The organism is Chryseobacterium urinae (assembly GCF_030518295.1).
GTDB lineage: Bacteria > Bacteroidota > Bacteroidia > Flavobacteriales > Weeksellaceae > Chryseobacterium > Chryseobacterium mucoviscidosis.
In genome coordinates this window covers 12,363-35,346 of sequence record NZ_JAULSJ010000037.1, presented here as the reverse complement: position 1 = coordinate 35,346, position 22,984 = coordinate 12,363, and the positions used below count along the sequence as shown (strand labels likewise).

General features: G+C 34.6%; 24 protein-coding genes. 6 read left to right on the top strand and 18 right to left on the bottom strand.

Annotated features, from left to right (window positions below; genetic code table 11):
• Nucleotides 1–289: 289 nt before the first annotated feature.
• Nucleotides 290–967 (top strand): DUF4197 family protein, encoded by a 678-nt coding sequence (locus tag QWT87_RS18195; RefSeq protein WP_302717845.1) that lies wholly within the window; start codon nucleotides 290–292, stop codon nucleotides 965–967.
• 40 nt (nucleotides 968–1,007) lie between these two features.
• Nucleotides 1,008–1,313: a DUF493 family protein gene (locus QWT87_RS18190; RefSeq protein ID WP_087706271.1), complete on the top strand. Its 306-nt coding sequence runs from the start codon at nucleotides 1,008–1,010 to the stop codon at nucleotides 1,311–1,313.
• 58 nt (nucleotides 1,314–1,371) lie between these two features.
• On the opposite strand, the gene QWT87_RS18185 is transcribed toward QWT87_RS18190, so the two are convergent.
• From QWT87_RS18185 to QWT87_RS18100, 18 genes are all read right to left on the bottom strand, one after another.
• Nucleotides 1,372–1,722 (bottom strand): ArsC/Spx/MgsR family protein, encoded by a 351-nt coding sequence (locus QWT87_RS18185; protein ID WP_302717843.1) that lies wholly within the window; start codon nucleotides 1,720–1,722, stop codon nucleotides 1,372–1,374.
• 88 nt (nucleotides 1,723–1,810) lie between these two features.
• A complete protein-coding gene (locus QWT87_RS18180; RefSeq protein WP_076394463.1) occupies nucleotides 1,811–2,425 on the bottom strand; it encodes a deoxynucleoside kinase in 615 nt (204 codons plus the stop codon).
• A gap of 34 nt (nucleotides 2,426–2,459) precedes the next feature.
• Nucleotides 2,460–3,437 carry a hypothetical protein gene (locus QWT87_RS18175; RefSeq protein ID WP_302717841.1) on the bottom strand — a complete coding sequence of 326 codons (978 nt, stop codon included), beginning with the start codon at nucleotides 3,435–3,437 and terminating at the stop codon, nucleotides 2,460–2,462.
• 88 nt (nucleotides 3,438–3,525) lie between these two features.
• Nucleotides 3,526–4,551, bottom strand: a complete 1,026-nt coding sequence (locus QWT87_RS18170) for a glutaminyl-peptide cyclotransferase (RefSeq protein ID WP_302717839.1) — start codon at nucleotides 4,549–4,551, stop codon at nucleotides 3,526–3,528.
• A gap of 46 nt (nucleotides 4,552–4,597) precedes the next feature.
• Complete coding sequence (locus QWT87_RS18165) at nucleotides 4,598–5,620, bottom strand: glutaminyl-peptide cyclotransferase (RefSeq protein ID WP_302717837.1); 1,023 nt, start codon at nucleotides 5,618–5,620, stop codon at nucleotides 4,598–4,600.
• A gap of 36 nt (nucleotides 5,621–5,656) precedes the next feature.
• Nucleotides 5,657–6,043, bottom strand: coding sequence for a VOC family protein (locus QWT87_RS18160; protein WP_302717835.1), 387 nt, complete (start codon nucleotides 6,041–6,043; stop codon nucleotides 5,657–5,659).
• A gap of 25 nt (nucleotides 6,044–6,068) precedes the next feature.
• Nucleotides 6,069–6,494 carry an SRPBCC family protein gene (locus QWT87_RS18155; protein ID WP_302717833.1) on the bottom strand — a complete coding sequence of 142 codons (426 nt, stop codon included), beginning with the start codon at nucleotides 6,492–6,494 and terminating at the stop codon, nucleotides 6,069–6,071.
• A 192-nt stretch (nucleotides 6,495–6,686) separates the two neighbouring features.
• Nucleotides 6,687–7,160: a hypothetical protein gene (locus tag QWT87_RS18150; protein WP_302717831.1), complete on the bottom strand. Its 474-nt coding sequence runs from the start codon at nucleotides 7,158–7,160 to the stop codon at nucleotides 6,687–6,689.
• Nucleotides 7,161–7,173: 13 nt separating this feature from the next.
• Nucleotides 7,174–8,178: a bestrophin family protein gene (locus QWT87_RS18145; RefSeq protein WP_302717829.1), complete on the bottom strand. Its 1,005-nt coding sequence runs from the start codon at nucleotides 8,176–8,178 to the stop codon at nucleotides 7,174–7,176.
• A gap of 63 nt (nucleotides 8,179–8,241) precedes the next feature.
• Nucleotides 8,242–8,919, bottom strand: a complete 678-nt coding sequence (locus tag QWT87_RS18140) for a DUF2490 domain-containing protein (protein WP_108410483.1) — start codon at nucleotides 8,917–8,919, stop codon at nucleotides 8,242–8,244.
• Between the two features lie 227 nt (nucleotides 8,920–9,146).
• Nucleotides 9,147–9,596, bottom strand: a complete 450-nt coding sequence (locus tag QWT87_RS18135) for a VOC family protein (RefSeq protein WP_302717826.1) — start codon at nucleotides 9,594–9,596, stop codon at nucleotides 9,147–9,149.
• A 487-nt stretch (nucleotides 9,597–10,083) separates the two neighbouring features.
• Entirely contained in the window at nucleotides 10,084–10,455 is a 372-nt protein-coding gene (locus tag QWT87_RS18130; RefSeq protein ID WP_302717824.1) for a VOC family protein, read from the bottom strand.
• The gene (locus QWT87_RS18125; RefSeq protein ID WP_108411201.1) at nucleotides 10,452–10,856 is read right to left on the bottom strand and encodes a hypothetical protein; all 405 of its coding nucleotides are present in this window, start codon (nucleotides 10,854–10,856) and stop codon (nucleotides 10,452–10,454) included. Before QWT87_RS18125 ends, QWT87_RS18130 begins: the two co-directional genes overlap by 4 nt.
• A gap of 5 nt (nucleotides 10,857–10,861) precedes the next feature.
• Nucleotides 10,862–11,332 carry a hypothetical protein gene (locus QWT87_RS18120; protein ID WP_302717822.1) on the bottom strand — a complete coding sequence of 157 codons (471 nt, stop codon included), beginning with the start codon at nucleotides 11,330–11,332 and terminating at the stop codon, nucleotides 10,862–10,864.
• 15 nt (nucleotides 11,333–11,347) lie between these two features.
• The gene (locus QWT87_RS18115; RefSeq protein ID WP_087706241.1) at nucleotides 11,348–11,803 is read right to left on the bottom strand and encodes a DUF1569 domain-containing protein; all 456 of its coding nucleotides are present in this window, start codon (nucleotides 11,801–11,803) and stop codon (nucleotides 11,348–11,350) included.
• A gap of 266 nt (nucleotides 11,804–12,069) precedes the next feature.
• Nucleotides 12,070–13,545, bottom strand: coding sequence for a hypothetical protein (locus tag QWT87_RS18110; protein WP_302717819.1), 1,476 nt, complete (start codon nucleotides 13,543–13,545; stop codon nucleotides 12,070–12,072).
• Nucleotides 13,546–13,611: 66 nt separating this feature from the next.
• Entirely contained in the window at nucleotides 13,612–14,097 is a 486-nt protein-coding gene (gene eco / locus QWT87_RS18105; RefSeq protein ID WP_288459298.1) for a serine protease inhibitor ecotin, read from the bottom strand.
• Nucleotides 14,098–14,226: 129 nt separating this feature from the next.
• Nucleotides 14,227–20,166, bottom strand: a complete 5,940-nt coding sequence (locus QWT87_RS18100) for an alpha-2-macroglobulin family protein (protein WP_302717817.1) — start codon at nucleotides 20,164–20,166, stop codon at nucleotides 14,227–14,229.
• Between the two features lie 18 nt (nucleotides 20,167–20,184).
• Here QWT87_RS18100 and QWT87_RS18095 point away from each other — a divergent pair, with 18 nt between their 5' ends.
• Genes QWT87_RS18095 through QWT87_RS18080 form a run of 4 tightly spaced genes read left to right on the top strand, consistent with a single transcriptional unit; the run spans nucleotide 20,185 to nucleotide 22,976 of the window.
• On the top strand, nucleotides 20,185–20,940 hold the full coding sequence (locus QWT87_RS18095) for a UbiA prenyltransferase family protein (RefSeq protein WP_302717816.1): 756 nt from the start codon (nucleotides 20,185–20,187) through the stop codon (nucleotides 20,938–20,940).
• Nucleotides 20,941–20,943: 3 nt separating this feature from the next.
• On the top strand, nucleotides 20,944–22,023 hold the full coding sequence (gene recF / locus QWT87_RS18090) for a DNA replication/repair protein RecF (protein WP_108409982.1): 1,080 nt from the start codon (nucleotides 20,944–20,946) through the stop codon (nucleotides 22,021–22,023).
• A 3-nt stretch (nucleotides 22,024–22,026) separates the two neighbouring features.
• Entirely contained in the window at nucleotides 22,027–22,683 is a 657-nt protein-coding gene (locus QWT87_RS18085) for a hypothetical protein (RefSeq protein ID WP_302717812.1), read from the top strand.
• Nucleotides 22,683–22,976 carry a hypothetical protein gene (locus tag QWT87_RS18080; RefSeq protein WP_302717810.1) on the top strand — a complete coding sequence of 98 codons (294 nt, stop codon included), beginning with the start codon at nucleotides 22,683–22,685 and terminating at the stop codon, nucleotides 22,974–22,976. Before QWT87_RS18085 ends, QWT87_RS18080 begins: the two co-directional genes overlap by 1 nt.
• Nucleotides 22,977–22,984: the final 8 nt, after the last annotated feature.

Here is a 22,984-nt window from a genome sequence, read left to right as displayed (position 1 = left end):
AATATTTGATATTTACAGAAAGACATTTAATAATTGATTATAACTACTAAATTGCTCAATATAAATTCAATTTTTAAATATTTCTCAATTTTAAAGGAATAATATTAAATTAAAAATTTTCGTCTTATTTATTTATAATAAATATCTTAACAACTATAACTCCACAAATTCAGATTTTATTTTGTTATATCATCAATTTAACAATATGAGTAATAAAATTTGTTAAACTAATTCTACTGTCATAAATTTGGTTCAGTATTTGACAATCATTAACGTTTAATCAATATCAATGAAAAAATATATCATCGCGGCAGCTCTTATCATAGGAACCGGAGCAGTTATCAATACAACAATGCAGTCCTGCACGACTCTCGCTACGTCTGATCTTGGATTATCGATTATTAAAAGACTTCTTTTAAACGGAATCGATAAAGGAGTTAATGTATACAGCAACAGAGATGCTTTTCTGCAGAACAATATGGTGGATAAAGCTCTTCCGAAGCAGCTTAGAGACATCAACTCAATGCTGGAAAAAATTGCCCCTTCTCTGGTAGCAAAAGAAAGAGCCTATATTGCGGATGCGGCAGTTTACACCGTAAATATTTCAAAGCCAATCCTTGTAAATGCAGTTAACAGCCTGAATGCAAATGACGTCACAAGAATTATTCAGGGGGAGAAAGGAACAGCAACTTTAATTCTGAAAGAAAAAACTTCCCAACAGCTTATTGCCGCAATTACCCCAAAAGTTGAAGAGCAGCTTAACCAATACGGAATTGTGAAAAGCATCAACACCGCTTTATCAGGCAGCAATTTATTGGGCAGTCTTTTAGGAGGCAATAAAACTTCTGTAAATTCGGGAGAATTGAGCCAATTGGCTTCCGAGCAGCTTGTGAATGGGATTTTTAACATCATCGAAGATTATGAGATCCAAAACTCCAAGTCGCTTCTGGGACCGCTTGGGAAATAGAAAAATTTTGACTATATTTATATAGATTTTTAAAAAGCAGATGGATATATTACAAGGAAATCAACACGCAAACCCTGAAGATTTTTATAACTCTTTGAGGGAAAAACTGGAAGGTCATCATGATTTTCCGGAAGATTATTTATTTAAATTTATTATTCCTACCGATCAGGCAAAACTTACAGAGATTTATAAGGTTTTTGACGGAATCAAATTTACACTGGGAAACCGCGAAAGTAAAAACGGAAAATACACAGCCTGCAATATTAATGCATTCGTTTTAGATGCAGATCAGGTGGTAACCATTTATCAGGAAGTCGCAAAAATAGAAGGCGTCATTCTATTATAAAAACGAAAAAGTCAGCTTTACGGCTGACTTTTTTAGCTTAAATTATCAATGAATTTATTTATTTCTCAATAAAATACTTTACATTTTCAATCGGTCTTCCGAGCATTGCCACCGAACCTTTAATGATGATCGGTCTTTGGATCAGGGAAGGATTTTCAGACAGAATTTTAACCCATTCTTCTTCGGATAAATTTTTGTCTGCGAAATTTTCCAGATACAATTTATCGGTTTTTCTGATGATATGAAAGACGCTCTGATTCAGCTTTTTTAATACCGTTTTAATTTCCAGCTCACTCAGCGGATCTTCAACGATGTTGATGATCTCAAACGGAACTCCGTTTTCGTCGAGGTATTCTAAAACAGCATTCGATTTTGAACAATTCCCATTATGTAAAACCTTCACCAACATGATTATTTATATTTAAAAATTAACTGTTTCTTTAGCAAATTTAGAAAGAAATAAAACGACTACTGCTTTAATGTATGATAAAACTTTGTTAAAACAAACCGTTTAGTTCCGCTTCGATCTTTTCTAAAATAAACCCGAAATCTTCCGGCTTTTCTACGAAATCAAGATCATCCACTTCAATAATCAAAAGTTTGCCTTCCGTATAATTGGAGATCCATTTTTCGTATTTCTGATTCAGTTTTGAAAGATATTCGATGCTGATGGATGCTTCGTACTCTCTTCCTCTTTTGTAAATTTTCTTTACCAGATTCGGAACGTCAGATTTAAGGTAAATTAATAAATCCGGCGCAGAAACGAAAGATTTCATCAGATTGAAAACAGATTCGTAGTTTTTAAAATCACGGTCTGAAAGAAGATTCATATCGTTCAGGTTTTCTGCAAAAATGTGTGCATCTTCATAAATCGTACGATCCTGAATAATATTTTTACCACTTTCCCTGATCTCTTTCACCTGTCTGAATCTGCTTCCCAAAAAATAGATCTGAAGCGCAAAACTCCACTTGCTCATATCCGCGTAAAAATCCTCAAGATAAGGATTGTGATCTACATCTTCAAACTGGGCATCCCAACCGTAATGCTTAGAAAGCATCGTCGTTAACGTCGTTTTTCCTGCTCCAATATTTCCTGTAACTGCAATGTGCATATTTTCCCTAGTATATTTTTAATTTAATAAAGATCTAAATTCCGGCAGCCTGAATCTGGGAAGTATCTTCAAGAAGCTTCTGAAGAGAACTTTCCGCAGAATTTTTGCTTTCAATTTCCTGATTTTTCTTTTCCAGTTTTCCTTCAGGACTATCGGGTTCCGCTGCTTTCTCAGCCGATTTTTCTACATCCTGCTCTGTTGCTTTCAGCTTGGGATCAGGCTCTGTTTGTGGTTTGGACTCCCTGTTTTTTTCAAGGCTGTAAAGGTAAAGTTTATTAGCTTTTATTTCAAAATAAGACAGTGTATTTTTATCCACAATCTGCGCATCCGGATCTTCAAAGATTTTCACCATTTCTTTTTCCGGAATGTACTTTAAAATAGAATTATTGGTAATCACCAGTATAAATTCATTCTCCCGTCTGAAACGTTTTCCGTTTTCCAGAGGTGCTTCAAAAAGCTTTTCAAATTTTAATGAATAGACACGGATGTATTTTCTCGTTAAAATATACACCTTGCTTTCATACACCAAAAGATCCGTTAAATCATCAATTGCGGCATCGAAAGGATAAGAATTAATCGTCGTTTCGTTTCTGAAATTATACTGAATAAGGCGTTTTGTACTCTCATCCAACAACCAGAGCTGTTGAAGATCTTCCGCATAAGCCATTTTGATAAAACCGAATTTCTGTTTAAAATCGACCTTTTGGATTTCGTTCAGATTCTGGTCTACAAATTTCATTTCCTGTGCATTTTCAGAAAACAAAGGCACACTTAGCGGGTTTTGTACCGTCTGTACTTTATAAGGAACCGTAAGCATCATTTTTCCGATCTGCTTCCCTAAAGAATCGTACTTGGTAAAACTGAAATCTTTGTTTTTATAGATGTACATATTTCCGTAATCGTCGGCAAGCATATCTTTTGCTTCCTTCAGTTTCAGCGTGTCTAAAGGAAGAGCTTTCTGCGCGGATAACGAACAGAAAACCAATGCAAATATGAAGGATAATAATTTCAAATTCTTTTACTAAGATAGCGCTCCGGAAAGGAACGCTACCAATTTACTGCTTTTATTTATTTCAACAGAAATTGCGGTTCATTTTAACTTATTTAATCGCAATTTCATAGATTTTCGACCAGTTTTTACCTGTTACCAACATATGATCTCCTTTAAAGGCAATTCCGTTGAGAACGTGTTCACTGTTATTCTGAGTATATTCTTCCGTGATCTTTGTAAAATCAAATTTACCTACAGTTTCACCGGTTTGAGGATTGATCTTTAAGATATAAGGTTGATGCCAAATATTGGCATAAATAAATCCGTTGTGATATTCCAGCTCGTTGATTTGGTTGTAAATTTCCTTATTTCCACCCACAGAAACGGTTTTCACCACTTTGGAAGGATTATTTACATCCAGAAAATACAGTTTATTCGAACCGGTGTCTGCGATAAGATTTTTCCCGTCATAGGTCATTCCCCAACCTTCTCCGAATTCATTCGGCAAAGGAAATTCCGAGATTTTCTTTAACGTATTTTTATCGTAAACAAATCCGATTTTATTTTGATAGGTCAACTGATAAATTTTATCTCCCGCAATAGCAATTCCTTCGGAGAAAATATCTGCCGGCTGTTTTTCAGTCTGCGCCGGAACCGCACTTCCCAAAGTATATTTTATTAGTTGTGAAGCTTTTTCCAGCCCGTCACTTTCATAAATCGTATTTCCTTCCATCACAAACCCTTCCACAAAATTATTCGGATCGTGGGGATATTCTGCTACAATTTCAAAAGGAATATTGGCTTCAGGATTTTTTGTAAAAACGTTAATGGTGGCATCCTGATTTAAAATTTCTCCGCCCTTCGTTTTAATATTGAAGGTCACCTCATTATCGCCATACGCAAAAAACTTCGGATCAATCGTTAAATCTGACGTTTCTTTATCTCCGAAACTTATGGAAATACTTTCTGCATTGTCGGTAACTTCTTCCGGCAGATTCAGCTTATCTCCAAAATGATAGCCTTTCTGCTCCATCGAATTGTTATAATCCGCTAAAGAATCAAGGATTTTTTTATCGTTTTTACAGGACATCAGCAGCAAAGCTGCTGCAAAACCTGCGATCAGGCTTTTCTTCACTTTAAGTTTTTTATTTTCATTACCAAGAAACAGAAGACATCAAAAATTATTTAATCGCTACTTCATAAATTTTAGACCAGTTTTTACCGGTTACCAACATATTATCTCCTTTAAAAGCAATTCCGTTCAGTACATCGTCGCTTCCTTTGGTATTTTGCTTGGCAATTTCTGTAAAATCAAAAGTTCCTACCACTTCTCCGTTCGCAGGATTAATTTTCAGAATGATCGGTTTCTGCCAAACATTGGCATAAATAAATCCGTTATGGAATTCCAGCTCATTCAACTGATCGTAAGCCTGAGAACTTCCTGCAACGGCAATGTATTTTACCATTTTTGAAGGATTGTTCGGATCTAAGAAATATAATAATTTACTTCCATCTGAAGCGATCAGGTTTTTACCGTCGTACGTTAATCCCCAACCTTCACCCAAAACATTAGGATAGGCAAATTCTTTGATTAATTTTAAAGAGCTTTTATCGTAAATATATCCTTTTTTGCTCTGCCATGTTAACTGATAGACTTTATCGCCAACAATGGTGCTTCCTTCAGAAAAGTCTTCCTGTGGCTGTTTGGTTGAAGCCAAAGGCGTTGTAGTTCCTAACGTATATTTTAAAATCTGCGAAGAACCATTCTGTCCATCGCTTTCATAAATCGTGTTGCCTTCAATCTGGAAACCCTGCACGAAATTTTTCGGATCGTGAGGATATTCGGCGATGATTTCATAATTGATTTTCTGCTCAGGATTTTTGGCAAAAACATTAATGGTCGCGTCCTGCGTTAATGTTTCGCCGCCTTTTGTTTTGATATTAAAAGTAACAGCATTGTCGCCTAATGTAAAGAATTTAGGATCTATCGTAAGACCGGATGTTTCTTTATCTCCGAAACTGATCGAAATGGTTTCTGCATCTTCGGTTACCTCTTTCGGCAAATCCAGTTTATCTCCGAAATGGTATCCTTTTTCCATCATCGAGTTGTTGTAATCTGCCAAAGAATCGAGTATTTTTTTATCATCTTTACATGAAGCCAACAACAAAATCGCTGCAAAACCTGCTATTATATTTTTTTTCATTGATTTCTAAAATAATTTCCCCAAAATTAGCAAAATTTATTCCTCTGAACTAATTTCATGAAGATCTTGACCAAATTGTAATATGTAACCGTTGTTATCGTAGATCGCAAACTCCCTCATTTCCCAGTCGAACGTTTCTATTTCGTAGCAGATTTTCGTTTTGTCTTTCAGTTCGTCCCATAATTCATCTGCATTTTCTACGTTAAAATAAAACGAACCTGTAAAACCTATTCCGTTGAATTTCTCATGCTGATTCGGTTTAGTGACCATGATCTCTACCTCATCTTTCTGCAAAGAAGCCCATTGCCAGTCGTCGTTTCTTTCCTGTAAGGTAAAACCAAGAATCTGCGTATAAAAGACGATTGTTTCATCGAATTGTTCCGTCCATAAAACAGGACGAAGGGAATTGAATTTTGCCATCATTTATATTTTAATTCACGAATTGAGATCAGTTTTCCAGATATGGTTTCAAACTTTCCTTCAAAATTCCGTTCCAGCCCTCAGTAAAAGATTCTCTTGAAAAATGTTCGCCCAGATCTTTAAAATAATCAATATCTTCATGAATAAGCTTTACTAAAGTTCCGTTTTCATCGGGTTTCAATTCCCACGTTACGGTTGTTTTTTTATCGGAAAATTCGGGATAAGCCCAGGAATATTTAAGTTTTTCATTGGGAAAAATTTCCAGAATTTCTCCCTGATGATGATACTTTTTCTCTTCCCCCGGTTCATAGAAGCTGAATACCTTTCCGATCTGCAGTTCAAAATCAAAAATATCGAAATACCATACCTGCATTTCAGCTTTATCTGTTAATGCTTTCCAGACTTTATAAACCGGAGCATTTATTTTCTGCTCTACAATAATTGGATGACTCATATTTCTGTTTTTAATGATTGAATGCAAAAATGATGAAAGTTTTTAGCTTTGAGTGGTTTACCTAAAACAATTTTAAATCCAACTACAAAAATTACAAAATAAAATTATATGATTTATAAGAAATTAAATATTTTTTCCTGGAACAAGGCAAAGAAATGATTAAATATCATTCCGCTTTTTAGAAGCATCAATTTAAGGTTTAATAATTTCTGCTTTTTTATCAAAATCAAACATTTCCAGATGATATTCACGAAGAATTTCAACATCTCCTCCATTAGAATCATCAACTTTACTGTCGTCTGCCAAATAAATTTTACCGTCATCAAAGACGATATCATAGAAAGGATCACCCGTATCATCCGGATTTGAAAAAGGTACAAGCGTTTTTATCCTGTATTGTTCTGAAAATATTTTAGCTAAATATAATTCTCTCTCTTTTTCATGAACATTGGGAGTTCTGTAAAAGGATATTCTGAAATTAAATTCTCTGCTGCCAAATCCATCATCCGTATTGAAAAAAACATGAGTCGGATTATCAATATTCAGTTTTTCTGGGGAATTTTCCGTGAAATCATAATGAAAAACCTGTAACTCCGTAAAAATTTCTGAAATTGTTTTTAAAATTTCTTCGTTATTTAATCTCTTATTCAGATAAATTTCTTCCATTCAAATTTAATATTTACAACACAATATTATTCTTAGGAGCAATGGCAGGCGGAAGATGGGTTTCGTCCAGCATATCTCTCATATCAATTTCAATGGTTCGGCTGATCTGCGTGATCGGAACATCATTTGCACTTCCCTCAAAAGGATTTACGGAAGCCTCTCCCACATTATCCAGCGTATGAAAACACCACGTTACCAAAAGCGAGAAAGGAATATTAAACCATATTGTAAAACCTTCAAAGGAAGTTCCTTCGCCTAATTTATCAAATTCTTTCAGAAGTCCGAAGGGAACAAAAATGATAAAAAGCAACAAAAGATAGGTGGTTATAGACGAAAAATTTCTCGGATAAGGAAAGTTTTTAATTCTCTCCGCTTTTCCCTGATTGTCTGTAAATTTCACCAACTGCTGATTGATCTGCGTCCACTGAAAATCATTAATTTCGCCATTTGCATAGACTTCAGACAATTCTTTACTCTGAAATGTCATTAGTTGTGTCGCTCTGTTCTTTTTGCTTAAAATATACTTCAGTTCATCATCCGAAAGATAGTTTTTCAGTTCATCATCCAGCTTTGAAGTTCTTTCTGAAACTTCATATTTTCTGGCATATTCGTCAAACTGAGGCGTATTCATATTTTCCCAGACTCTCGGTTCGCGAAGCTGAAAACGAAGAGCAGTAAGCCATGCATAGTGACGTTCGAACATCGTTTTTACTTTTTCAGGATTTTTCCCGCGTAAGGAATCTCTTAAAATATATCCGAAACTGCGGCTGTCGTTAATAATGGCTCCGTAAATTTGCCTTGCTTCCCAAAGACGGCTGTAACTTGCATTGTTTTTGAATCCTACGATGAATGCCACTGCTGTTCCCATGATGGTAATCGGCTGCCACGGAAAGGAAATAAACTTCCACCCCAAAAAGTACATCGTGGTAGGAATTGCCGATAAAACAGCTAAAATAATGATGCTTCTCTTGGTCCAGAGTATAAATTCTATGGCTCCAAATCTTTTTCCTGCGTGCATAAGTGTTTTATTTTTAGTTTAAATGTTTAAAATGAATTTCGGATTTAAATGTACAATTGATTTTTAGTTTTTGGTGAACGGAATATTGTTGTAAAATCCGATCTGGATTTGTCCGCGGTTTCTGTTTTCCTGAATCTGGTTCATGTATCCCGCTTCAATTCTCATATTTTTATTAATGACATATCCTAAAGCGCCGTAGACTCTGTTTCTGTCGAAAACCGGACTGTCGAAATGAAGAAAAATTTCGTTATAAGCCGATGCGTAAAATGTTTTAGGCAGCATTTCCTTGTTATTGATCGGAATATTAAATCCTAAAAAATAACGGAACCTCATCCTGAAATCATCTTCCAGAAAACGCTCTTCCAGACGGTAACGATGCTGAATATTAAAACGTCCGAATTTCTGCCTTGTAATATACTGCTGGAAAATCCTGTGCTCAATATTTTCTGTTTTTTCTCCTTTTACGTAAGGCTGACTCAGAATGAAACCGTAACCCAATAAAACATTATTGTTGTTTTCCGTAAGATCATAGCCGATTCCGGTGCGGATTAGCAGTTGTTCCAGATCTCCTATTCCGTCGAAATTTCTATACTGGATTTCGTTGTGGAAATTCAGTTTTTTACTGATTTTATTGTTTCCGAAATACATATACCACGCTCCCAAATCGCTTTTCTGAGCCTGTGAAAAAGTTGCTCCCAACGTAAAAATTCCCAAAACAGCTTTTTTTAAAATATTTCTCATATAATTATATTACTATTATCTATCGTTTTCAACAAATTTAATATTTTAAATCAATAATAACAAACTGTATATTTTATGCTGCCCCAACTTTTTATTTACCTGTAAAAGTCACAAAAGATGACTAAACTTTTATTTAAAGTTGATCATTATGAATGATTATGTTGGTTTATGAATAGAAGATAAAAAAACTGACAAAAATTCGTCAGTTTTAAGGTTCTACTACCATTCTAAGTATGCTGCTGCATTTTTGCAGGATCGTCGTAATTTACCATCCAGTTGATCCCGAATTGATCGGCAAACATTCCGAAATAGGCTCCCCAAAATGTATCAGACATGGGCATGGTAACCTTTCCGCCTTCGGAAAGTCCCGCGAATAATTTGTCCGCTTCTTCTCTGGATTCTGCATTAATGGAAATTGAAAAGTTATTTCCCATCACCAGATGAGCAGCGTGATCGCAGCCTGCATCACTTCCCATTAAAATCGTTTCTTTCGAAATCGGAAGCAAAACGTGCATGATTTTGTCTCTGTCTTCTTCTTTCGTTTCCTGACCTTCTACTGGAGGCATTTCTCCGAATGTTCCGATGTAAGGATATTCTCCGCCGAAAACAGATTTGTAAAAATCGAATGCTTGTCTGCAATTTCCGTTAAATGTTAGGTAAACGTTTACAGTTGCCATAGATGTGTCTTTTTTTATAGTTTAGTTTTAATTTTTAACTTGTCTAAGCTTTTTTACCGCAAAAGATTTTGACACTTTAGTTTTTTAAGTTTATTGATTGTCCGTTTATTAACCTAAAGCTTCGACAGGCTCAGCTTGACATCGCTAGAAATCAAGCATTTAGTATTAGAGATGTCACACTGAGCTTGTCGAAGTGCCTATTATAGATGATTGATTTTCATATCATTGCATAGTAATAGGTTGTTTAACGGATATTCAATTAAGTTTTATAGTTAAATGGAAAAAAAAGCACGTAAGTTAAAAAAATCAAAGATTTTTTCTCTTTGCAGACTTTTGAAATACTTTAAATACAATAAAGTCTTTTGTCCCTTTTGCGGTTAAATTTAAAATGAGTTTAGAATGATTTTTAAACCTGATAAAAAGAACAATTTAGTTATTAAAAACCTTTGATTCTGCTATTTTGTGAGGTTATAAAAAGAGTAAAACCTTATCTGTGCTGATCGATCAGAATCATGTTTCCGTCCGGATCTTTCAGGTAAATATGTTCAGGACCGGAAGTGTTTTCATCGGCTTCCTTCTGTAATTCCAGACCTTGTTCTTTTAATCTTTTCTGAATTTCGCGAACATCGTCGAAAGAATCAAGATTCTGCGCATTCTGATCCCAACCGGGATTGAAAGTAAGCATATTTCCATCGAACATTGCCTGAAAAAGACCAATAATATGGTCGCCGCTTTTCATGATAAGATAGTTGTGATCGATATTTCCAGCCATTTGGCTGAATCCTAATTTTTCGTAAAAATCTTTAGACTTCTGAAGATCTTTTACACTGAGACTGATTGAAAAAGCACCTAAATTCATACTTGTTTATTGTTTAATGCCAATTTGTATCCTGCCAAAACCAATCCCCATACTGCAATTCCCAAAACCCAGAACCAGAAAGGAGTCGGAAGCATCACCATATTGTAAATGGTAAAAAAAGTAAAAATAACTCCACAGATGATTGCGGAAGTCGGTTTTCCGTTGTTGGCAACTTTAGTGGAAATAAATCCTGCAAGCAAAGCTCCCAAAGCGTAACCGAGAATCACGATAAATTTTCCCATGAACGGTAAATTTTCCACATACGCTCTGAAACCTTCCAGATCATCCGGTCTTAAACCCGCCGGAAAAGGATACAGCGCATGACCAAGTCTTTCCATAAGCCAGACTCCGATGGATCCGGCGATCATTCCTGCAATTACCGCTAAAATTCTTCTTAACATGATGATTACTGATTATTAATTCTTGTTTTAAAATCAAGCGTTCCGTCGTAGCTCTTCCAGTCGCCGATCAGTTCGATATACTGGGATTCCACTTTTTCAGCATCTTTATTCCATTTAAAAGTATAGATGAATTTTCCTTTTAAAATTCCGGAATGCTTTCCTTTGTTTTCTTCCGCCAGTTCGTATTCCCCGAAAACGGTTCCTCTTTTTTTGGCATCTTTATATTTGGTAATGATGAATTTGCCTTCGAATTTAGCATACGTTTTATCAACAAGAGTATATCCTGAAACAAAATATTCCTGATCGTTTTTTTTATTCTGTTCAGAAATGTTGATTTTCAGTTTTATTTCCTGATTTTTATTTCCGATGGTTCCTGTGTACGCTTTGCTGTTATTCAGCCAGACATTGGAAATATCGGGCATCTGTGCAAAAATGAAATTGGAACAAAATACAAAAAGTAATAAAAGTTTTTTCATATTGTTTATGTTTTTTTAAACGCCGAATTGTGCAAGATGATGATTGAGATGTTTTGCAAACATATTGTTCCATTCCTGTGCTTTCAGTTTTCCGAAAGAAAAAGATTCTTTCCCGTCAAATGCAGAAGCTCCCAATTGCTGTGTTTTCTGGATAAAGCCAATCAGTCTTTTCTTCTCTTCTTCAAAGTTTTTATGATCCGAAATAATAAATTGCGGTGCAGTCGGTCCGTTTTGAGGATACGCTTTCTCTCCCACCACTTTAGATTTCACAAACGATTTAAGGATGAATTTTGCAATAGCTCCCGGTTTTTTATGTTTTTCCGGTTCGTAAACCATTTCGTAAGACACGTTACAATGCGCCAACATCTGATCTACTGACATTTTCCCCCACAATCCTTTGGTTTCCGGCGTAAGATTGTTAATCCTATCAATGTAATTCTGAGCATCTTTAGCATCAAAAACGTTTTCCATAGCTTATTTAATTGTTAAAAAAACAAATATATCAGTTTTTTACTTACACTCTTTAAAACTGAGTACAGAATGATTAGTAAATTCTTCCTTAGATTCTATTTTTTAATTTTATTTAGAACAATTTTCGAAAACCGATCGGCTCCAAAACCAAAAAACCTTTTAGAAAAAAATTCTTCCAATTGAGCGCTGTCATATTTCGAAACTAAAAAATCTGCCAGAATATTTTCTTCCTCTTCAGAACCGTTCCATTCTGTTCGTGAGTTTGCTCAACTTAAAAAACTCCTCTTATTTGTAAGAAACATCTTTTCAGCGTATTGATTTATGATTGAAGTCGGAACATCACGATTGATAACATCGAGCATTTTTCTATAGTTCTTTTCATAATCCATAATAGCAAAGTAAAGCTCCGTATTTTCCGGATAGCTATAAAAAGAACCTCTTAAACCTGACAAAATTCTGTTTCTTAATTTTTTTAAAGCCTCAGTATCTTCATCGTTTTCCGCAATAAAAATATAGTTTTCAATAGACGGGTCTTCCCAAAACTTCATTCTTTTTATATATGCCAGATCTTTGATGCTGTTTCTTTTCTGATAGATTTTTTCAAGCACATTATAATAAGGAAGATTGTATTTATCATTTGTATTTGTTTTGATAATTGCTTTACAAACTTTTTCTGCCTTATCTTCATCAATCTTTAAAATTTCTTCAATCACTTTTAGATTGTAGCTGTTCTCATAACGATCCACAGGAAAGTATTGTTGCAGTTCTTCAAAAAAATTATTTTCGGCAACAATTTCCAACAGATCTTCTCTAAGAGAAACTTTTAAATTAAACTTATTTTTAATCCAAAACAAAATTTCCTGCCTTATCAATCCGGCAATGTGCAGTTTTTGAAGACGATCACCAGAATGATACATTTCTTTAATGAAATAATAAAAATGAAAACGTATAGAATCTTTGCCTTTCAGAAAGACATTCCAGTTTTTGGTTGCAATTTCTTTCCAATACTCAAAATCTTTTATAGAATTGAGATGAGCGACGAATCTTTCTCTTAGCTTTTCATGAAAAGTATCAAACCTCGTGCTTGAGAAGTAAACCTTCATCTGATATTTGCTGAGTTCATCATTAATAACCATAAATTTATCAATACTTTCCTGCTTATCACTATTCTGAAAAAGATACTGTTCTACAGGTTCTAAAGCTTTTGTAAGAAGATCAACTATTTTTTTTACATCCTGTGCTGTAAGATTTCTTTTTTTACCGGCAACAGAATTGGTGGTATTTTTTATGATTTCAGAAATTTCCTCATTGGAAAAAGACTTTTTCTTTTCTCCAAAGTCCATCATAAACAGAACTTCTGCTTCTTTATTTTTCTTAAAAAACAACAGCAGCCAGTTTTTCAATTCTTCTGCATTCAGATTTTCCATAGCTATTTCAGCTTCAGAAACCTTTTTCTTTGTCGTTTTTTGAGAACTTATTTTTCCCGATTGATTTTCTGACATGAAAAGTCCCATTGCCAAAAGATGCAGACAAAAATCTTTGCTTTCGCAATCACATGAAGATTCTGTAATTTCGGATTTCGGATTTAATACAATTCTAGCGTCATAAGATTCATTTTCATCATCAACAAAACAAATGAAATGATTTTTTTTCTCTTCTTCAAATTCCCTTATCAATAGTTTTTTTGCTTTGTTGATCTTTTGTTTTGAGAACCGGCTTTCTAAATCCAATATCGTATACATTATTCTTCTTTTTTCAAAGATAAAAAAAAGCCACTTCATAAAAAGTGACTTTATATATATTTTAATTTATCTCTGAACAGCTTTCTTCATCGCATCGGGACGAAGAACCCTGTAACGGACTTCCATATCTTTCGGAATGTAGAAAACCAATGGTAATTTGCTGTTGTATCGTACAGTTTCCGGCTGAAGATAAACAAATTTTTTAGTAAGTTTCTGATCCGGACAAGCCATTAAAGTTCCTCCGGTTTCTCCTTTGGATTCTACTTCGTAATAATTATAACCCCATCCCTGAAGATCCTGCGTATTGACTTTTCCTATTAAAAAGTGTTTGTTACAGTCGAGCATTTTTTCTGTTCCTACAAAAAATTCCACTTTAAGATCGTTTTCATTTTTGGCAACCGGAAGCTGAATATAAACCTGCTTAAAACCTTCTTTCGCTTTTGGGAACATTTCGATCTGTAACTTCTCGAATTTTTCTGTTTTCTTTTGTGCAAAGGTATTCACTGCTGCAAAGAGCATCAATCCTGAAATAATTGTTTTTGAAAATCTCATAAACTTTGTATTTATTTTATAAGTTTATTCAGGTCAAAAACTGTTCCAAATTAAACAACCGTTTAATATCATCAATCTTTATCATTAAAAAATCACCGCAAATCCTAGGATTTGCGGTGATTTTATTATTTAGTTGCTTTTAATTTCAACGATATCTCCCTTCGTATGCGCATTCATCTGCGGTGCGTAATAATTCTGAATCGTGGTAATTCCATTTGAGAATATTCCGGATGCATTGGCGACGTAATCGTATTCGAAAACATATTTCCCTTTCGGCATTTGTTCAATATAGAAATTTGTGGAAGCATCTTTGGTCGACTGATAATATCCCAAACCATTTTTCCACTGATACCCTGAAAAGACATCCAAAGGTTCAAATCCTGCTGCTCTCATGTCTTTGATGTGGATGAATTCCATCGGACGATCGGTGTTCAGAATCATTCGTACCGTCACTTTATCGCCTACTTTCAATGGAGTTTCCGGAGTGATTTTCTGTAATTCTTCCCCATTCACAGTTTTTATTTTTCTGTACAGCTCTTTGGTGACGGACAGATAATTCTCGGAAGATTTGATCTTATCCAGATCTTCGTAATATTGCCAGAACAAACCTCCCTGAACAATTCCTGCTCCCGGTTTTGTTACCGTAACTGTGGCTAAATTCTTATCTAAAACATCCGATTTCACGGTAGATTTCACATAACCTGTTGCCTGAGTCTGTGGCTGAAGTTCTTTTCCGCCCCAAACAATCGTTGCTTTATCGCTTTCCGCATTCGTCCATGATTTTCCTGAATTTAAAATCGTAAAAATAACTTCTGAAGTTCCTCTTGAGCTTCCCCATGAATTCACTTCTTTCTGCGTAATCAGCCAGATTTTAAGGTCTTCAATGAATTTCTGATCGTTTGGTTTCAGTTTATTAAATACTTCCAAAGCTCCTGTATGATTCACCACTTTCGAGCTGAACCAGCCCCAGTCATCAAGATTCTGTTTCCAGTAAACACCCTGCGTTTTTGAATCTACGGAAGTTTCTTTCAGGTAATTTAAAAGTTTATCCGAAACATCTTTTAAACCATAATCATTCATCAGTAAAGCGGCACGATGCAGTCCGAAGAAGGTAAAATCTGTAATTTTCATCGTTTTTACTTTCTGTTTTACCAAGGATTTTAAAGTCGCTCCTTTTCCTTTTAACGGATACTGTTTTTCCCAGTAATTTCGGGTGTCGAGATAGTCTAAAGTCCAGTTATTGATTACATTTTCTTTTCCCGCACTGAGCGAAGTCGAAGTGTATTCTTTAATTTCATTATCTACGTATTTGATCAGACTGGAAACCATTTCATTCTGTTCAGTACTTTGGTAATCTTTTATGTTATCTTTCAGCCAAACATTGATTTTTCCTAAATTTTTAAGAATGTACAGTGATGTGGAATATGAACTCGGATAACCTTTATACCACGAAAATCCTCCATCAGGATTCTGCAGTTTCTCTAAATCTTCCCAATCCTGCTGAATTGAGTTTTTCATTGAATTGACATCGAACAGCAAAGCCAGTTTCGACATCTGTTCTTCTTCATTTTTGCTTTCCAGAACCCACGGTGTTTCTTCCAAAAGCAACTGTTTCAGTTCCTGATTTTTTTCAATATTGGAAATCAATAATCCTTTATTCTGGTATTCTTCGAAAACAGTTTTTAACTTAGGATTGGCTTTAAAGATTTCTGATGCCAAAACATCGGCAAACCATTTGTTAAATACAACATCCGCTGAATTGTTCTGATCATTTTTCAGGCTTGGAAGCGCAAACATAATTTCCCAGATGGGATTCGTTGTGAGTTCCAGTGTATTGGAGACATTGGAAATCGTGGTTGAAGTCGCATTTTTAAGGTTTTCCAGTTCAAATGTTTTGGTTTCGCCTTCTTTTACAAAAACCGGAACCGCATCGGTTACGAGCATTCTGTTGGGTAGAACCGCAACAGCTTTCTGTTCCCCATCGGAATATTGTCCTGCTTTTGCAACGACTTTTAAAATAATGGATGAAACATTCTCCGTAACTTTTATTTTCCATGTCAAAGCGGAGTTTCCGTTTTCATTTAATTCAAAGTTCTGAATGCTTGAATTTAACCCAAACTGAGCCGAAATATCTTCATTGGTAAAGGCATCCAGAATCTGCAAACTTGCCGAACCGTTTAATTTTTTGTTCGTTAAGTTCGATAGTTTGGATTGAAGATTCAGTTCATCTCCTCCTCTCAAAAATCTTGGGTAGTTTGGCGTTACCGAAAATTCTTTCTGCGTTACGACTTCTTTTTCCAGTGTTCCTGATTTTGCGTCTTTCGTATGCGCCAAAAACATCAGTTTCCATTTTGTCAGTGCTTCCGGAGAAGTAAATTCAAAGTTTACGTTGCCTTCGGAATCGGTTCTCAGATCCGGGTAGAAAAACGCGGTTTCATTTAGGTTTTGGCGAACGGGAATATTTTCCAAAGGTTTATCATCTTTATCCAGTATACCATCTCCATCGGTTCCATCATAATATTCTTTCTTTTCCTGCTCTGTTAATTGTCTTCCTGAATTAAGAATATCAATTGCCGCATCATCCATTCTTACACTTGATAATTTCATTCTTGGAGACATTTCAGATTTAGGAGCTCTAGCTGGCTCTGAAAAAACATTATTTTGCACAGATATTCCTGCAACTGCACCTTGTAAAGAATATATAAAACTTCTATCGAACCAATTAAATTGAGGAACCTCTATATTATTTTCCTTGAAATATTGAATACTTTTCTGGTAATATTTTTGTCGCAGATAATCTCTCACTTCGTATGATACTGTACTTATAAACGGAGCATATAAAGTGTACCAGTCATATTGATTAACAGCAAATTTATCCAAAGACATATCGTACATATTCGCTAAAACTTCGGCGTTAATTTTCTCTTTCTCATTTCCTGAAACTTTTACAGACCATTTTTCTTTTGAATTCGGCTGAATTTTATCTCTGAAAGTAAGGGTTTCAATCGTCAAAGCCTTATCAGTATCATCTATATCCAGATTTACAGATTCTGTCTGAACATCATTAAAGGCAACTACCTGAAACTGTACATTCAAAATTCGTACATCTTTATCTTTTGGAATATCTGCTGTATATTCCAGCATTCCGTTTTTGAAAGGCAAAACTTCAGAAACCGTTTTTCCGGAACCATTCTGTACAAAAATATTCAGAAGAGCGTTCGGAAGCGAAGAATAAACCGTAAATACTGCTTTTTCTCCTCTTTTCAGTTCTTTTTTGGACTGCACAACCGTCAGGAAAGTTTTTTGATCAGGTTTAAGCAATTTTTTATCCCAAACACTAAAATTGTGCAGCGTTTTTATCGTATCTTTTCCTTCAATATTATACAGTTCCAACTGATAATCTCCGGCTTCCAGTTTTCCTAAATCCAGATTGGTTGTTGGTTGTTGGTCGTTAGTTACTGGCTGTTGTGTTTTTTCAAGAATTACGGTTGATTTCCGGTTTTTAGGCTCATCCTTTTTATCGTAAAAATCATGTGGAAATCTGCTGATGAATTCTTCTTTTGAAAATTTTGGTAAATCCTGAACTTCAGATTTGAAATTCTGTCTGAAAATTCTGTCCGGAGAAACCAGTTTTGATAATTTTACCTGATACGATTTTTTAAGAAGCTGTTCGTTATAATTTTTTGTTTCAACATTCAGTTTTACATTTTCATCAGAAAAAACATTCTTTATTTCTTCAGCCTGAATGTAATGAGAAACTGAAGCCACTTTTAGCTGTTTATATGCAGTCTGTGTCTCGCCGTTGATATCTGTAACGGATGCATTGATTTCATAATTATCAATCTGAATTCCTTCTACATTTTCATCCTTTTTAGGATCAATTTTAATGATAAATTCTCCTTTTTCATTGGTTTTTGCTTCTCCCAAAACTGAGTTTTCATGATCATCATCATTTTGCGGATACCATGAAAAATATCTCCATCGGATATTTCTTTTTTTAATTTCATAATTAACCGTCGTATTGCTTAAAGCAACTCCCGAAAACATCATGGCTTTCCCTTTCAGCTCTATGGTTTGTCCGTATTTGTACTCATCCTTTACAGGATCAAAAGTCACTTCAAATTTCGGCCTTTTATATTCCTCCACTCTGAAATTTTTATACCCGTCATTTCCATCTGTTCTCAGATAAAAAGTTCCGTTCAGCTTCCCTTTTGGAAGAACAAAACTTCCGTGATAAGAACCGAATTCATTGGTGGTAAATGTCTGCGAAGAAACTTCCTGTCCGTTGGTGTCGGTTAATGTAATTTTCTGTTTTAATCCGGCAACTACAGATTCTATGTCTTTATCACGCTGTGTATTAATGACTTTAAAATAAACCGTCTGTCCCGGTCTGTAAATTGCCCGGTCTGTGAAAATCTGTACCTTGCTTCTTTTTGTTTCTTTGTTCAGATCACTATTGTAACCCCTTTCTCCATAGACTTCCATAATCTGCACATCATTCGTTTTTGGCTGTCGGATCAGGAATGTTCTGTAATAATCATTGTTTTTTGTCGCAGGAAATCTGAAAATACCGTTATTATCTGTTTTACCGTTTATTTTGGTTAAATTATTATTGGAAACAAATTCATAAAACGTGAGATTTTCGTTAATAACAGGTTGTCCGTTTTCACTATTCACTAATTTCAATTGATTGGATAACTGATCTCTGTCTGTTTTTGACTGATAAATAATTCTGTTGTCTGAAACCAGAAAATAAAAGTCTTTTTCCGCTTCGGTTTCATTGTCGCTGATTCCGGCAACGTTGTATTCGGCAAGATAAATTCCCGGCGGAAGAGATTGTATTTCTAAGGACGTTTTATGATTCTTAAAATCTTTCGGATCATCCAGTTTATAAGCTTCTTTCCTAACCAGATTTTTTTTAATCTTATTAAATTTAGTAGAATACGAGTTTTTGGCGTACTGCAAAAAAGTAGTGAGATCATCTTTTACTTCGTAAATCGTAATGGAAAAAGCGGAAACATTTTTATATTCTGCCACAAAATGAATCGGCTTATTGCTTTGGGTCTGCTGCTCATATTTAATATTCAAAAACGGATTCAGGATCTGATTTTCTTTATTTTTAATATTATCAATAAAAGGAGATTTGGGATACTGCTTTTTTGCCTGATCCGCAATTGCAAGGGCTTCTTTTTCTTTTTTTTGGGAAAGCAACTGCTCTATGATATCTTCCATGATCAGAACTTTATAATCGCCATCAATTTCCGTTTTCAAAAGGTTTTGAAGCTGAGTCAGACGATCTTTACACAGTGTGAGATTACAGTTATCCTGCAATTTTTTATGCATGAAATACAATTTGGAATTTCCCGAATTCTGCGCTATCAGATCATCATAGATCGCATTAATCTTTATCTGATTTTCCGTAAGTTCATTTTTGGTAAAGAGACCATTATCAGAAAGAAATTCGATCTTTTTGGTTGAATACCAATCCCATAAAGTCGGGAAATAGGAAATATAATCGTTGTAAGAAAAAGCCTTCTCATATTTGATCAGGGAAATTTTTCTCATATTATGTTTTTGCAGATCAAGTTCCTGATATTTTTTATTCAGATAATTTTTAAAATCAAGCTTGCTCCATGTCTCGATCTGCGAGAGATCCTGAGAATTGATATTGGTACGCTGTTCGATCTCCCAGGAATGTTGGTTATAATAATCTAGGAAAAAACCATTCAGCAGAACTTCAAATAATATCCTGTCATCGTCTTTTAGTTGTTTTTCTACATCACTCAGTTTTTTGAAAAGCCGACTTACCGCATCGTTCTTTTCATCGTCCTGTGTTTGGTTTACGATACTGAATTCTGCCTTTAAAGACTGGATAAGCTGTAAAGTATTATTATCTTTCATCGCCTGTTTCTGTATTTCTGAAATAATGGGAAGATTAGATTTATACGCTCCTTTCTGGGAATTTGCTGATATTTTTTTCCATTGCTCATCATAATATTTCTGGGCAAAAATCCCCGAAAAATTCAGCAGGAGAAGCAAAAGCATAAAAATCTTGGAAAATCTTTTCATATATGTTATTTTTGATAAATGAATTTCTTAAAAGTACTGAAAAAATCCGTTATAGACAGTCAGTTTTACGTATCCTTAACGGGAACTCTTTTTGCAGTATTTTTCATGTTGGAGCAAAACACGTTCCGCTATCCGACGGTTTTCCTCCTTTTTATAACGTATTTCAGCGGTTATCTGTACACCAAATACCAGAAAACAAAGCATTTTTTTAAAATTCTGATTCTGAATGCTGTTGCAGGAGTTATCTGCTCGTTGTTAATTATTCATAACCACAACGAAATACGGTTGATGAAATGGTTTGTAATCGTTGTTTTAGGTTTATTATACAACAGTTTTTTTCTTGATGTTTATATCCGGAAAATTCCTTTGCTGAAGGTATTTTATGTAGGATTGGTTTGGGGACTGATGAATTGCTGGCTTACGTTGCCGGAATTCAGTATTCCGATCTTCCTGATCAGTTTTTTCTTCATTACGGCTTTAGTTTTAGCTTTCGACATTCGGGATATGAATGTTGATACCGTGAAAACATTTCCCACGATGATCGGCATTCAGAACACAAAATATCTGGCGTATCTGCTTATTTTTATCAGCAATATTTTATCTGTTTTTTATCTTGATTTCAATTATGCTCTTGCTTTTTTTCTTTCAAGCATCATCACCTATATTTTCATCTATTTCTCTGAAAACGAAAGAGATGATCTATATTTTTCCTTCGGGGTAGAAACTTGTTCGGCACTTCCCTTTTTATTTTTAGGAATAATGAAGTATTTTTGACGAATGATTATCAAGAAGCTTTCCCTGTACAATTTTAAGAACCACACCGAGAAAAAATTCGAATTTTCTCCGCAAATCAACTGTTTTGTAGGAAATAACGGCGTGGGAAAAACCAATATTCTGGATGCGCTTCATTATCTTTCCGTAGGCAAAAGTTTTTTGGGAAATACGGATCTCAACAATATTAAAAATGACGAAGATTTCTTTACGATAGATGCTGAAATTCAGAATGATGACAGTGAAGACAACATCAAAGTGCTTCAGCCTAAAGAAGCGAAAAAAGTCATTAAAAAAAATGATAAGAGCTACGACAGAATGGCGGATCACATCGGCTATTTACCCAGTGTGATGATTTCTCCGTATGATTCAAATTTAATTTCAGATTCGGGAGAAAGCAGAAGAAAATTTCTGGATTCGATGATCTCACAAACGGATTCTGAGTATCTTTTTGATTTAATTCAGTACCAGAAAACCATTCAGCAGAGAAATGCTTTGCTGAAATATTTTGCCAAAAACAGGGTTTGGGATAAAGATTCACTGGAAATCTATGATGATCCGATTATTAAATTCGGAACAAAAATTTTTACTAAAAGAAAAACATTCGTTGAAAAATTAAATCCGATTGTTCAGAATTTCTACAGGATTATTTCCGGAGGAAAAGAAACGGTTTCTGTACTTTATGAGTCTCATTTGCTTGAAAATTCCTTTGAAAATCTGCTGAAAGAAAGTCTTGAAAGAGACCGAATGCTGACTTATACTTCGAAAGGAATTCACAAGGATGATCTGCTTTTTGAAATGGATGCTGTTTTAATCAAGAAAATCGGTTCTCAGGGACAGCAGAAATCCTTCTTAATCTCTTTGAAATTGGCACAAATGAGCCTGATAAAAGAATTAACAAAGAAAACGCCTATTCTTTTGCTGGATGATATTTTTGATAAACTGGACGACAGCCGTGTTTCTCAATTGATAGAACTGGTGAATCAGGAAAATTTCGGACAGATTTTTATTACGGATACACATCGTGAACGTACGGAAAGTGTGGTAAAAAAAATTAATGAGGAAAGTATCATTTTTGAGATTTAAGCCATGAAAAATATACTGTTTTTATTTTTTGCTTTTTGTTCTTGTTTTCATTCAGGTCAAAAGAAGAAAAATCCGAAAGACCTGCTTGATGCTTTTGCTTTTTCAGAAGGCGAAATCAATAAAAATTACCAGCCGGTTTCATTCGGTCAGAGAATAAAAAACTATCCTTTTAATAAAGCAAGTAAAATCAAAATTGTTTCTTATAACTTAAATTTTAAAAAGAGTTCAGGGTATATACCGCCACCACCGCCGCCAAAAACAAAAGAAGATTCTGTACAATTGAACGAATTTTATCATCTTCCCAAGTCCATAGATTTTAGAGAGATTATAGAAAATCAATCTGAAAAAGAAATTGAAGAATCTAAAACTCTGAATTTAGAAGAAATATCAAAACTCAGTCATATTATTTTTAATACCTGTAATAAACATGTTATCACCATGTTTTCTCAGTCAGGATGCTTTTTCCCAAGAAATGCCATTGTTTTTTATGATGAAAACGGCAGAATATTCGAAATAATTGAAATTTGCTTTGAATGCGGAAATATCGAAAGCTATCCTTCAAAATTTTTCAACTGGAAAAAAGCCTGTGAATTTATATATCCTGAATTAGAAAAATTTTTCCAAAGCAAAGGTTTGCAAACACAATACATCAGTAAATAATGAAGAAGAAAAAACGTGAATTCCAGTCCTCGGAACTTGTAAAATCTTTTGCCAAAATTCATGGTTTTGAGCATAAACTTTTAGCTTTTGAGATTAAAGATTTTCTTTCGGATTATCTTGATGAAAGCCTTTTCAAAGAAATCCAGAGTGTAAATATTGAAAATAAATGTGTTTTCATCAAAATCAGTTCTCCCCTTTTAAAGCATGATTTCCAGATGCGTAAAAGCTTTTTTCTGAGAAAATTTCAGGATAAATTCGGTGTGGAGAAGTTTGATGATCTTCAGATATTGTAAAATCAGAT